A 14,638-nucleotide genomic window follows, 5' to 3' on the forward strand; every position below is an offset into this window, starting at 1 on the left:
TGGGAGGTGACACACATGAATGAATATGATTTGATGAATCTCTATTTTAATTTTATTTTTAAAGACGGTAATAAGTCATTTAGGAATGTGTATGCAAGTTACGAACAACTTGGAGAATTTAAAAATTGGTTAACAAAACAAAATATAAAATTTCCATTTGTACATCAAATTCAAAAAAATGAATGTGAGTTACTTTTTAGAAGTAAAAACTTTGAAACCTATGATACGGCTTTTAAAACAAGTTATGCACATGATTTTCATAAATATATAGCAAAGGAAAAAGAAAAATATCAAGTCATTTTATTATCGGGAATCGATCAGCAATTCTTGGAAAATTTTGATAATAGTTATAATTATGATTTGATGCGCGTTTTTTGTATAAAAAAGGCATTGAAAGAAGATATCTCTTTATATGGACCTTTTCATCTGTTTTTAAATGCTCTTTATCAAATAGATCGTTGGCCTGGTGTTTTTATATTTAAAGGAGAGCAAAGTATTTTTTATCCTGTAAAAAACATAGAGGAAGTAAAAGAATGTTTTAGACTAATAGAAACAAATAAGATTTTTGAAAAGAAATGTCAAACAAATGAAGATCAATATTTTATACAACTAAGTGATCTTCATTTAGGAACAAAGAAAACAGACAATGGACTTATTGTATTACAAGATAGTCTAGATGAACTTTATCATATGCTTCCTCATGATCATCAACTTAAATTTTTGATTACGGGTGATCTAATGAATTCGCCTAATCGTAAAAATATGTATGCAGCCTCTCATTTTATGAATCGTTTAAAAAGGAAATATCATAGTGATGTAACGTTTATTTTAGGAAATCATGATGTCATTGTTTATGGCTTGAATCTTTTAAAAAAACAAAAGACAAAAGTGGTAGCTTATTTGCTAGGAGAAAATATTAAAGTTTATCCGGATGTTAAAATGATTGTGATCAAAATAGATTCTACTTCCCAAGGAAATCTAGCAAGGGGAATGGTCGGGCAAAGACTTTTACAAGAAATTGAAGATGAGTTATTATCTATTAATCATTTAGAGGATTATACTTTGATTGCTATGATGCATCATCATTTAATGCCACTTAGAAAAGATGATTTTTTGAAAATAAAATGGAATGAAAAACTATTCATGGGGAAAATTGCTGACTCGACAAAAGCCCTTGTGGATGCTCAAGATGTAATGTATTGGTTAGAAAAACATCATGTACGTTATATTTTCCATGGACACAAGCATATTCCTTGTGTTGTAAAAAAAGGAAATACATATATTATGGCAGGAGGTTCTTCGTGTGGAGGAGGTACCAGAGAAAGAAAAAGCAGTTATTTAAGTTATAATTTATTGAAATATAATCGTAAAGATCAAGCGTTTAAGTATTGTTTTGTATTCTATGATGATCTTACAAAACAAGAAAGACATCGTGTAAAAATAAAATTATTTATGGAGGATCAAAATGAAGTTAGTAGATAAGATGAAAGATGAAAATTTAGGACTTGCAATCCTATATAACTTTACAAAAGGGTATGGGCATGTTCCAATGAGTGTTTATGATGTAGTTTTACCATTTCTTTATCATGATGGTTTTAGAAATCATTTATTTGAAGGGGTTGAAGTAGAAGAAGCCCTTACTAAATGTGTTCAAGAGGATGCTTCTTTTATTCAAAATATATTAGATACAATTGAAAAAGATAAAGAAATGACATCAAGAGCATTAGGGATTTGTCTTTTAAATAAATATTTAAGTTTTGAATTTGAAGATAATGAAATGAAAGGAATTTATCATGAAAGCTCTATTTTAGATATTAATGAAGCAATCAATTTAGGAAAATTTTTTTCAGGAAAATCTTATGAAGATATTTTAAATATTTTAAAAAAAAAGAGTTCTAGCGTTGTCTTTTTAGATAGTGTTTGTTTAGGAGATGATGTTGATCTTTCTAAGTTGAATCAATTTGGACAAGTAACGATTTATAAACAAAGTAATCCAGAAGAAGTCATTGAACGTATTAAAGAAGCAGATATCATTATTACGAATAAATGTTTACTTACCGAAGAAGTCTTACAATATGCTTCTAAAGTAAAACTTATTTGTATTACAGCAACAGGTGTCAATAATGTTGATTTAGATTATTGTCATCGTCGTGGTATTACGGTATGCAATGTGGCAGGGTATTCTTCTTTAAGTGTTGCGCAACATACTTTTGCTTTAGCTTTAGAACTTTTACATAAAAATAGTTATTATCATAATTATGTTCAAAGTGGTCAATATAGTGAAAGTGGTATGTTTAGTCATATTGGACCTTGTTTTTATGAATTACATGAAAAAACATGGGGGATTATTGGTATGGGAAATATTGGACGTACGGTTGCTAAAATTGCTGAAGCTTTTGGTTGCCAAGTTCAGTATTATTCAACAAGTGGAAAAAATACGAAGCAAGATTATCTCTCAGTTGATTTAGAAACATTATTAAAAACAAGTGATATTGTTTCTATTCATTGTCCTTTAAATGAACAAACTAAAGGATTAATTGGTGAAGAATCATTTAAGTTAATGAAAAAAGAAGCGATTTTAATTAATGTAGGACGTGGTGGTATTGTTGATGAAGAAGCACTGGTTGAAGCTTTACAAAATAATGAAATTGCCGGGGCAGGACTCGATGTTTTTGAAAGAGAACCACTTGCAAAAGAAAGTCCTTTGCTACAAATTAATGATGCTTCAAAACTTTTAATGACACCTCATATTGCATGGGCAACAGTAGAAGCAAGAAATCGTTTGTTTGATTTAGTCGTTGATAATATTCAAGGTTTTTTAAAGGGTGATTTAAAGAATGTATGTTAATGCATTCTTTTTTTGCATTTTAAAATGAATTATGTTATACTCGAAAAACTTGAGGAGAAAATGAATGAATAAATTTGAAAAATTAGGATTAAGTGAAGCATTATTAAAATCAATCAATGAATTAGGTTTTGAAAAACCAACACCTATTCAAGAAAATATTATCCCTGTTATTTTGGAAGGCTATGATGTCATTGGACAAGCACAAACAGGAACAGGAAAAACTTTGGCGTTTTCAAGTATTTTACTTACAAATTTAAAAGAAAGAAAAAAGAAACCACAAGCGTATATTTTATCACCAACAAGAGAACTTACCATGCAAATTCATGAAGAATTAAAAAAACTTGGAAAATACAGTTCTTTACGTTTTGCTTGTGTTTATGGTGGTAGTGGTATTGAAAAACAAATTAAATCGATTAAAAAAGGTGTTGATATTGTCGTAGGAACACCGGGAAGAATGATGGATTTAATGAGACGTAAAGTACTTCAACTAGATGAAGTTTCTTACGTGGTTTTAGATGAAGCTGATGAAATGTTGAATATGGGATTTGTAGAAGATATTGAAACGATTATTTCTAAGACAAATCCAGAACATACAACGATGTTGTTTTCTGCAACGATGCCAGAAGGTATTAAAAAAATTGCGAAAAATTATATGAAACCAGATTATAAGCATATTCAAGTTAAACAAAAAACAGTGACAGCTAATACAGTTAAACAATATTATTTTGAAGTTAAACAAAAAGACCGTTTTGAAACATTATGTCGTATTATTGATAGTGAAACTGTACAATCAGGAATTATTTTCTGTCGTACTAAAAGAAGCGTTGATGAAGTAACGGAACAAATGCAAAAGGCCAATTATAATGTAGAAGCGATGCATGGTGATTTAAATCAAGATCATCGTATGAGAACTTTAAAGAAATTCAAAGAGGGAACAATTCATTATTTAATTGCAACAGATGTTGCTGCTAGAGGAATTGATGTAGAAAATATTAGTCATGTTATCAACTATGAATTACCTCAAGAAGTAGATCTTTATGTACATCGTATTGGACGTACAGGGCGTGCGAATCGTGAAGGAAAAGCCTATACAATTGTTGTAGGAAAAGAAGAACGCTATTTAAAAGAGATTGAAAGAAAAACAAAATCTCATATTGAAAAATTAGAAGTACCAACATTAACACAAATTCACCAACATAAAGTAACAGAATTAATGTATAAATTAGAAGATATGATTTTACATGGAGAACATAAACCAATGAAAGATTTGGTAAATCAAATTGAAAATCATATGTTAAAAGATGTAACGGCAGCTTTAATAGAATTATCTTTAAATCAAGAAATTGGTTTTCCTTATACAAAAGAAAAACTTGAATCTTCATCAAAACGTAAAAAAGGTGCAAGTGAAGGTTATACACGTTTATTTTTAACGGTAGGATCTATGGATAAAGTAAAGAAAAAAGATATTATTCATTTCTTGGTCTCAAAGGCAAATATTAGAGAAAGTGATATTCAAGGAATTGATATTAAAAGAAAGTTTACGTTTGTAAATATTAATGATAAAGCTGTAAAAAAAGTAATGAGACATTGTCAAAAAGAAAAATTAAATGGACGAAAAGTAGAAATAGAGCAAGCAAATAGCCGTTAGGCTGTTTCTTGTTCTATTTTTTTAAAAAAAATTAAAGGCGATAGAATCAACATAATTAATAAAATTTTATGAAAGCGGTATCAATTTATACTTGAATGTAAGGGCTATCATGTGTATAATTATATTAGTTGATTAATTAGGAGGATTGATTGAAATGAAACAATATGTTTACTCATTCAAAGAAGGAAATAAAGATATGAGAGTCATCCTTGGAGGTAAAGGTGCAAACTTAGCTGAAATGACAAGCATTGGTTTACCTGTTCCACAAGGATTTACTGTATCAACAGAAGCTTGTACTGCTTATTATGAAGATGGAAAACAAATTTCACCTGAAATTTGTGCGCAAATTGATAATAAATTAGCTGAATTAGAAGCTGAAACTGGAAAAAAATTAGGAGATCCAACAAATCCATTGTTAGTATCTGTTCGTTCTGGAGCAAGAGAATCAATGCCAGGTATGATGGATACTGTTTTAAACTTAGGTTTAAATGATGAAGTAGCTACTGGATTTACTAAAATTACAAATAATGAAAGATTCGTATATGATAGTTATAGAAGATTCATTCAAATGTTCGCAGATGTTGTTATGGGATTCCCAAAAAGCTCATTTGAAAGAAAATTTGATGATATCAAAGAAGAAAAAGGGGTTGAATTTGATACAGATTTAACTGCTGAAGATTTAAAAGAAGTTGTTGCTATTTATAAAGAAGAATACAAAAAACATGCGGGAGTTGAATTCCCACAAGATCCAAAAGTTCAATTAATGGAAGCAATCAAAGCTGTATTCCGTTCATGGAACAATGATCGTGCAATCACTTACAGACGTTTAAATGATATTCCTGGTTCATGGGGAACTGCTGTAAACGTTCAACAAATGGTTTATGGTAATACAGGAGATACTTCTGGTACAGGTGTTGCCTTCACTCGTAACCCTGCAACTGGTGAAAAGAAATTATTCGGTGAATACTTAATGAATGCACAAGGTGAAGACGTTGTTGCTGGTATTCGTACACCACAACCAATTGCGACATTAAATGATGTTATGCCAGAATGTTATGAACAATTCTGTAAAGTATGTGACATTCTAGAAGAACATTATAGAGATATGCAAGATATGGAATTTACTATTGAAAATGGTAAATTATTCATGTTACAAACTCGTAATGGTAAAAGAACTGCACAAGCCGCTTTAAAAATTGCGGTTGATTTAGTAAATGAAGGAATGATTACTAAAGAACAAGCATTATTAAAAGTAGAACCAAGACAATTAGATCAATTATTACATCCAAACTTTGAAGAAACTTCATTGAAATGTGCTCAAGTTGTAGCTACAGGATTAGCTGCTTCTCCAGGTGCTGCAACAGGACGTATTTATTTCACTGCAGAAGATGTTATTGAAGCTCATAAAAATGGTGTTCAAGATATCTTATTAGTTCGTCTTGAAACTTCACCAGAAGATATCGAAGGTATGAATATTGCTCATGGTATCTTAACTATCCGTGGTGGTATGACATCACATGCAGCTGTAGTTGCTCGTGGTATGGGTACTTGTTGTGTATGTGGATGCGGAAGCTTAAGAGTTGATGAAGAAGCTAAAGTATTAATGACACCAGATGGTAAAAAATATCATGAAGGTGACTATATGTCATTAGATGGAAGTACAGGTAATGTTTACGGTGAAAGAATTAAAACTGTAGAACCTGAAATCAGTGGTGACTTTGAAACATTTATGTCATGGGCTGATGATGTACGTACATTAAAAGTTAGAACAAATGCTGATACTCCAAGAGATGCTTTACAAGCTCGTAAATTTGGGGCAGAAGGTATTGGTTTATGTAGAACAGAACATATGTTCTTCGAAGAAGAAAGAATTTTCAACTTCAGACGTATGATTACTGCTGAAACAGTAGAAGCAAGAAAAGAAGCGCTAGAAAAAATCTTACCATATCAAAGATCTGACTTTAAAGAATTATTTAAGGCAATGGAAATCTATCCGGTAACAATTCGTTTCTTGGATCCACCTTTACATGAATTCTTACCACATACAGATGAAGAAATCAGACCTTTAGCTGAAAGTTTAGGTATGACATTTGATGCGTTAAAAGCACGTGTTGAATCATTAAAAGAATTCAACCCAATGATGGGTCATCGTGGATGCCGTTTAGCAGTAACTTATCCAGAAATTGCTGAAATGCAAACAAGAGCTGTTATTGAAGCTGCAATTGCTGTTAATAAAGAAGGACAAAACGTTGTTCCAGAAATTATGATTCCATTAGTTGGAGATATTAAAGAATTAAAATATGTTAAAGATGTCGTATGTAAAACTGCTGATGCAATTATCGAAGAAGCAGGTGTTGAATTACCATATAAAGTTGGTACAATGATTGAAATTCCTCGTGCTGCATTAACTGCAGATGAAATCGCAAAAGAAGCTGAATTCTTCTCATTTGGTACAAATGACTTAACTCAAATGACTTATGGATTCTCTCGTGATGATGCTGCTAAATTCTTAAATGAATATTATACTAAGAACATCTTTGAATCTGATCCATTTGCTCACATTGATGAAAATGGTGTTGGACAATTAATGCAAATTGCTATTAATAAAGCTAAACCAGTTCGTCCAGATATTAAATTAGGTATCTGTGGTGAACATGGTGGAGATCCTAGAACTGTTGAATTCTGTCATAGAATAGGTTTAACTTATGTTTCATGTTCTCCATACCGTGTACCATTAGCACGTTTAGCTGCTGCTCAAGCTGCTGTTAAAGAAAAAATGGGTAAATAGTTTATAAGGAGGGTAGTGAAAACTACTCTCTTTTTATTTGTGTGAAATTCAATTATTGAAGTTCTCTTTTTTTAGTGAAATAATAAAAATTAGGAGATGATAAAATGACGTATGAAGAAATGATAGAAGATGAAACTTTTATTGAGGAAATGCAAACACGTATCATGTCTGATCAAGAAATGGATACTATGTATATTCCTGATGTTGAATATATGAATATTGATGGAATCAGTCGTATTTTACAAATATTAGTACCTCGTAAAAGGGTAATGGAAAATGAAAAATATCCACTAATTGTCTATGTTCAAGGGTCTGCTTGGCATAAACAAAATGTTTATCAACATGTAGGACAACTTAATTATTTATGTAAACAAGGTTTTGTTGTAGCTATTGTACAATATCGTGAAAGTGATTTAGCGCCTTTTCCAGCACAAATAGAGGATACCAAAACAGCAATTCGTTTTTTAAGAAAACATCATGAAGAATATTTTATTGATGAACAAAATGTTTTTTTATTTGGTGATTCATCAGGTGGACATGTAGCTTTAGTAAGTGGACTTACAAGTAAATTACCATTATTTAACGGTAATTTATATTCTGAATATTCTAATGAAGTACGTGCTATTATTGATTTTTATGGTGTGGTTGATATTACGATGGAAGATGGTTTCCCAACAACAGAAAATCATCAACAACCCGATAGTCCAGAAGGATATTTAATTGGAAGAAAAAATGTTTTAGAACATTTAGGTATCGCTCGCCAAACAAGTCCAATGACATATTTAGATGGTGATATTCCACCTATTTTAATTGCTCATGGAACAAAGGATCGTTTAGTTGCGTTTAAACAAAGTGTTAAACTTTATAAGGCTTTAAAAGATAAAAATAAAGAAGTTATTTTTTATCGTATGAAAGGGGCAGATCATGGTGGACCTATGTTCTTTTGTGAAGAAATGCTTGATGAAGTAATTAAATTTATAAAAAAGAGCATAGCTCATGATTAATAAATAGGAATATGGTAAAACATTAGTACAAAATGAAGCGTTAAGTGTAACTTTTTTTCTTTTGATAAAGGAGAATCAATTGTAATGCCTGCTGGGTTGCCACATGCAGTCTATGGAAAAGAACAATTTAAAATGTTATTAGTTGTTGTCTTTTAATGATTGCTATGATGAAATATCATCATAGCTTTTTTTTATGTTAAGATTGGTCTATAATAATTATAAAGGTGAGTATTATGGAAAAAATAATGTTGAATTTAAATAGTTTGGCAACGATGTTATGTACATGTGATTTATATGCGTATGATGAAGCTGCTTTAACAAATGACGAGTGGTTGGAAGTCGAAAAAAATTTAAAAGTTCATGGGTTAAATGGTCCAAGCAGTCTTTTTGGGTTAAATAGTGATGAATTAATGGACATATTAGATATTTCTGAATATAGTGCATATAAAATTGTGCGACGAATGAAATCGATACAGTTTTTTTTAAAAAAATTGCATGAATATGAACAACAAGGAATTCGTATTATTACTAAATATGATGAAGAGTATCCTCAAAATCTAATCAAGAAAATGAAAAAGAGTGCACCCCTTTGCTTATTTATTGCAGGAACATTACCGGTGAAATTTGAAGGTATTTCTATTACGGGATTGCAAACAGTTTCTAAAAAAGAAAAAGGATATGTTAAACGACTTGTTGATAAGATCAATAATGAAGATAAATGGTTGATTTCTAATGATTGTAAAGGAATTGATCAAGAAGCCTTTCATTATGGATTGCATCATCATAGTCAAATAATTTGCTTTGTTTGTGAAAATATGCTAAATAAAATACAAGAATATAAAAAGAGTATTAGAATGGGAAAGGTTGTTTTTTTAAGTGCTGTTGATCCTGCTAAAAGATTTACTGTTACTCATGCTATTGATAGAAATAGTTATGTATGTGCTTTGTCAATGTTTCAAATTGTTGTTTCAAGTAAAATAAATAGTGGTGCTACTTGGTTTACAATCATGCATAATATGCATCATAATTGGACTGTTTCATTGGTTCTTGATAATGATTGTTTTGGAAATCAAAGACTACTAGAAATGAAAACAGTACCAATTTATATAAAAAATATTGTTTCAGATACAAGTTTTGAGATGATTTATGAACTTAATAAAAAAGAAAATATAGAAGAAGTTAATATTGATCAAATGTCAATATTTGAATTTATAGGAGATACGAATGAATCAAGAATATAAAATATATAAAATTACATACTTTTTGATGGCTGTGAATGTTATTACATATCTGTATACTTCGTTAAAATATGGTTTATCAATGTCTGCTATGCAAGGGATACAAGTTGGAGGTTTTAATCCTTTGTATGTTTATTACTATCATGAATATTACCGGTTGATTACAGCTAATTTTATTCATTTTGGTTTAATGCATATTTTTTGTAATGTTTATTCTTTATATAATTTAGGAATGTTAATGGAAAAAATATTAAAAGAGAAAAAATATATTATCGTTATTGTAGTTTCGATGATTTCGACAACATTATTTTCTTATTTGTTATTTTTATTATTTAATATTGGTACAAATAGTGTGATGGGTGGTATTTCCGGTGTTATTTTTGGACTTATTGGTTCGCTTTTAGCACTATCTGTTTTATATGGTGATGTGTATAGCTATTTGTTTAAACAAATTGTTTCTAGTGTTGTATTGATGCTTTTTATTTCGGTGGCTGTTCCTTCGATTTCTTTAGTGGGTCATTTGGGCGGAATGATTGGTGGATTTGTTGCAACGTTTGTTTTAGAAAATATAGATTCAAAAAAGAAAGAAAGAATAATAAATTAGGGGGATATAATGAATTTACAAGAAAAATACAATGAATATAAACAAAGGCAAGAGGCCAAAAAGTTTTTTAACCAAAATAATGATTATCATTTATCAATAAGTGATTATATAAAAATGTTTGTTGTTGGTACAGTAATTGCTATTTTTTCAACAATTGCTTTTGATTTTATTAGTTTACAAATAGGGTGGAGCTTTTCATATTTTGATATTTTAACAGGTTATTTTACAGGTTTTATTGTTTTAAAAATAGCACGTTATGGAAGCGAAAAAGTTGGGATCATTTCAGTGATATGCTATCTACTTGGAACGCTGTTTACACCGATATTGACATATTATGCTTTTTGGGGTCAATCTCTTACTTTGATGATAGCTATTCAATTAGCGATAGGACAGTTTAGCAATCTTTTTTCTTTAGTTTTTATAGCTATTGGAGCAATGACAGCGTATATAACAAGTAAAAATTAGTAGGACTATAAGGTCCTATTTTTTATTTTTGATAGAAATAGTAAGCGAATTCATGAATTCGTGTAGTCAAAATGTTTGGAAAGTAGTATAATAATAGAAGCAAAAGGAGGAATTTTTTAATTATGGCTAAGAAATATTTGTCAATGGATGGGAACCAAGCTGCTGCTCATGTTGCATATGCATTTTCTGAAGTAGCAAGTATCTATCCAATCACACCTTCATCTCCAATGGCTGAACATGCTGAAGCATGGGCTGCAAATGGAATGAAGAATATCTTTGGGTCTCCTGTGAATGTTATTGAAATGCAATCAGAAGCAGGTGCTGCAGGTGCAGTTCATGGGGCTTTACAAGGTGGTGCTCTAGCAACTACATTTACTGCATCTCAAGGATTGTTATTAATGATCCCAAACCTTTATAAAATTGTTGGTGAAAATTTACCAGGTGTATTCCATGTTGCTGCACGTGCTTTAGCAACTCGTTCACTTAATATCTTTGGGGATCATCAAGACGTGTATGCTTGTCGTCAAACAGGTATTCCAATGATTTGTTCACACTCAGTACAAGAAGTAATGGATTTAGGAGGAGTTGCTCACTTAACAGCAATTAAAGGGTCTGTTCCAGTAATGCACTTCTTTGATGGATTTAGAACATCTCATGAAATTCAAAAAGTAGAAGTTATGGATTATGATGTATTAGAAAGCTTATTAGATAAAGAAGCTTTAGCTAAATTTAAAGCAAATGCATTAAATCCTCATACAAACCCAATTGAACGTGGGGGAGCTGAAAACGATGATATCTACTTCCAAGGTAGAGAAGCTCAAAATAAACATATCGATGCAGTTGTAGAAATCGCTGCTGATTACATGAAAAAAATCTCAGAAGTAACAGGTAGAGAATATGCACCATTTACTTATTATGGTGATCCAAATGCTGATAGAGTTATTATCGCTATGGGTTCTGTTACTGAAACAATTAAAGATACAATTGATGAAATGGCTAAATCTGGAGAAAAAGTTGGTTTAGTTAAAGTTCATTTATATCGTCCATTCTCAGCAAAATACTTATTAAAAGTATTACCTGCTTCAGCTAAGAAAATTGCGGTATTAGATCGTACAAAAGAACCAGGATCTGCTGGTGAACCATTATACTTAGATGTATGCAGTGTTGTAAAAGATGCGGATGTTTTAATTGGTGGACGTTATGGTATGGGTTCTAAAGATACAAACCCTGCTCAAATTAAAGCTGTTTATGATCATTTGAATTCTGATAATCCATTCAATAGTTTTACTATTGGTATTGTTGATGATGTTACTCATTTATCATTACCAACTGAAGAATTTAATGTAACAGGTGACTATACAGAATGTCTATTCTATGGTTTAGGATCAGATGGTACTGTATCAGCTAATAAATCATCTATTAAAATTATTGGTGATCATACAGATTTATATTCTCAAGCTTACTTTGCTTATGATAGTAAAAAAGCAGGTGGAACAACTCGTTCTAACTTAAGATTTGGGGCTTCACCAATTCGTGCTACATATTATGTAAATAATGCAGACTTTATCTCATGCTCATTAGATAATTATGTATTAAAATATGATATGTTGAAAAACTTAAAGAAAAATGGTTCATTCTTATTAAATACAGAATTCTCTAAAGAAGAAGTTGCTGACTATTTACCAAATAGAGTGAAAAAACAATTAGCTACAAAGAATGCTAAATTCTATATTATTAATGCTAATAAGATTGCTATGGAAATTGGGATGGGACGCCGTACAAATACTATTTTACAATCTGCCTTCTTTGCATTAAACCCACAAATTTTACCAATTGATAAAGCTGTTGAATATATGAAAGAAATGGCTAAAAAATCTTATAGTAAAAAAGGTGATGCCATTGTTCAATTAAACTACAAAGCAATTGATGCTGGTAAAGATGCAATTGAAGAAGTAACAGTTGATCCAAAATGGGCTGATTTAGAAATCCAAGAAACTAAGAAATTAACAGGTGATGATCATTTTGATAATTTCGTTTCTGTGATCAACGCATTAGATGGTAATGATTTACCAGTTTCAGCATTCATGGATAAATTAGATGGTTCTATGAAATCTGGAATGGCTTATATGGAAAAACGTGGAATTGCGACTATGGTCCCTCAATGGAATAAAGATGACTGTATCCAATGTAATAACTGTGTTATGGTTTGTCCTCATGCTACAATTCGTGCGTTCTTAATGACTGATGAAGAAATCGCTAATGCACCAGAAGATATCTCTAATGATGTTTTAAAACCTATGGGTAAAGGTGTTGACGGATTATCTTATAGAATTCAAGTTTCACCAGATAACTGTGTTGGATGCGGTTTATGTGTTGAACAATGTTTAGGAAATAAAAAAGGTGAAGCTTTAAAAATGGTTAATGTTCATGAAGAATTAGAACATGCTCCATTAGCTGATTATATCTATAAAGAAGTAGAATATCGTGATGATAAATATCCTACAACTACTGTAAAAGGTGTTGGATTCAAGAGACCATACTTTGAAGTATCTGGTGCTTGTCCAGGATGTGGAGAAACTCCATATTATAGATTAGCAACTCAATTATTTGGATCAGATATGATGATTGCAAATGCTACAGGATGTAGTTCAATTTATTCTGGTTCTACACCATCTACACCATTTACAACTGACAAAAATGGTCAAGGTCCAGCATGGTGTAACTCATTATTTGAAGATAATGCTGAATTTGGTTATGGTATGAAATTAGCTCAAAACTATAATGAAGCTCATATGATTCAAGTAATGGAAGAAGCTAAAGATGCTTGTGAACCCGAATTAAAAGAAACTATTGAAAAATACTTATCTGTAAAAGGACAAAGAAGCGAAGAAAAAGCAATTGTTCCAGAATTATTAAAATTAGTTGAAGCATCTTCAAATGATGCGATTAAAGAAGTTTTAGATAATAAAGGTAACTTAGTTTCTAAATCTCAATGGATTGTTGGTGGAGATGGATGGGCTTATGACATCGGTTATGGTGGATTAGATCATGTTATCGCTAATAATGAAAATGTTAATATTTTAGTATTGGATACTGAAGTATATTCAAATACAGGTGGACAATCTTCTAAATCATCTCAAGCTGGTTCAATTGCTAAATTTACTGCTGGTGGTAAAACAGGAGCTAAGAAAGATTTAGCACAAATCGCTATGGCTTACGGTCATGTTTATGTTGCACAAATTGCTATGGGTGCAAATCCTGCACAAACAATTAAAGCAATGAAAGAAGCTGAAAGTTATGATGGACCATCATTAATTATTGCTTATGCTCCATGTCAAGCACATGGTATTAAAGGTGGTTTAGCAAATCATCAAGCTGAACAAAAACGTGCAATTGATTGTGGATATTTCAACTTATTAAGATATGATCCAAGATTAGAAGAACAAGGAAAGAATCCATTACAATTAGATTCTAAGACTCCAAACTTTGATGGATTTAAAGATTACTTATTAGGTGAAAACAGATTCTCACAATTATTAAAAGTAAATCCAGAACATGCAGAACAATTAATGGCTAAATGTCAAGCTGATGCACAAAAACGTCGTGCTCGTCTAGAAAAAATGGCTCAATAATTAAAATGAAATCCATTTGGTTAATTCCAAATGGATTTTTTTGTAGTTATTAAATATAAAATAATCGATTTTTAAAAGTAATAAATTCATTCTTTAGTATCTAAAATACTCTATAAACACCAAATCATAAAAAAACAATAAAAAAAGACCAATGGGAAAAACGTTGATATAAAGGCAGAAAAAGAGTGAAAAAGAGAAAAAAATAAAAAAAGGACAAGAAAAAGCTTTACAAAAGGGAGAGAGGATGGTAATATAAATGGGCACTCGACGAGAGAGACGAGTGAGAGGACATTGAAAACTGAACAGGAAAGAATAAAACACAACGTCAATGAGAGTTTAGAAATAAACAGAAAACAAAAAAAGAGCTAAACAGACCAAAGTTGTCTGAAGAGATAGAAGGACAATGGAGAG

Annotated in this window: 9 protein-coding genes; all 9 read left to right on the plus strand. The window is 30.9% G+C overall.

Translation table 11 applies throughout. The features are described 5' to 3' along the window. Positions 1-15 precede the first annotated feature (15 nt). Positions 16-1,482 carry a metallophosphoesterase family protein gene (locus tag LJD34_RS04665; protein ID WP_227359297.1) on the plus strand — a complete coding sequence of 489 codons (1,467 nt, stop codon included), beginning with the start codon at positions 16-18 and terminating at the stop codon, positions 1,480-1,482. Further along, positions 1,466-2,848, plus strand: coding sequence for a D-2-hydroxyacid dehydrogenase (locus LJD34_RS04670; protein ID WP_227359298.1), 1,383 nt, complete (start codon positions 1,466-1,468; stop codon positions 2,846-2,848). The genes LJD34_RS04665 and LJD34_RS04670 overlap by 17 nt, the downstream gene beginning before the upstream one ends. Positions 2,849-2,912: 64 nt before the next feature. Then, complete coding sequence (locus LJD34_RS04675) at positions 2,913-4,496, plus strand: DEAD/DEAH box helicase (protein ID WP_227359299.1); 1,584 nt, start codon at positions 2,913-2,915, stop codon at positions 4,494-4,496. Positions 4,497-4,650: 154 nt separating this feature from the next. Next, positions 4,651-7,284: a pyruvate, phosphate dikinase gene (gene ppdK, locus LJD34_RS04680; protein ID WP_022000896.1), complete on the plus strand. Its 2,634-nt coding sequence runs from the start codon at positions 4,651-4,653 to the stop codon at positions 7,282-7,284. Between the two features lie 104 nt (positions 7,285-7,388). Then, complete coding sequence (locus LJD34_RS04685) at positions 7,389-8,288, plus strand: alpha/beta hydrolase fold domain-containing protein (RefSeq protein ID WP_227359300.1); 900 nt, start codon at positions 7,389-7,391, stop codon at positions 8,286-8,288. A gap of 233 nt (positions 8,289-8,521) precedes the next feature. Continuing rightward, positions 8,522-9,529, plus strand: a complete 1,008-nt coding sequence (locus LJD34_RS04690) for a DNA-processing protein DprA (protein ID WP_032090304.1) — start codon at positions 8,522-8,524, stop codon at positions 9,527-9,529. Beyond that, the gene (locus tag LJD34_RS04695) at positions 9,513-10,130 is read left to right on the plus strand and encodes a rhomboid family intramembrane serine protease (RefSeq protein WP_227359301.1); all 618 of its coding nucleotides are present in this window, start codon (positions 9,513-9,515) and stop codon (positions 10,128-10,130) included. Before LJD34_RS04690 ends, LJD34_RS04695 begins: the two co-directional genes overlap by 17 nt. A gap of 9 nt (positions 10,131-10,139) precedes the next feature. Continuing rightward, positions 10,140-10,595 carry a hypothetical protein gene (locus tag LJD34_RS04700; RefSeq protein WP_032090302.1) on the plus strand — a complete coding sequence of 152 codons (456 nt, stop codon included), beginning with the start codon at positions 10,140-10,142 and terminating at the stop codon, positions 10,593-10,595. 122 nt (positions 10,596-10,717) lie between these two features. After that, positions 10,718-14,227: a pyruvate:ferredoxin (flavodoxin) oxidoreductase gene (nifJ, locus tag LJD34_RS04705; protein WP_175301100.1), complete on the plus strand. Its 3,510-nt coding sequence runs from the start codon at positions 10,718-10,720 to the stop codon at positions 14,225-14,227. Positions 14,228-14,638 lie beyond the last annotated feature (411 nt).

Source organism: Faecalibacillus sp. MSK20_93, assembly GCF_020589945.1.
Lineage (GTDB): Bacteria > Bacillota_I > Bacilli_A > Erysipelotrichales > Coprobacillaceae > Faecalibacillus > Faecalibacillus intestinalis.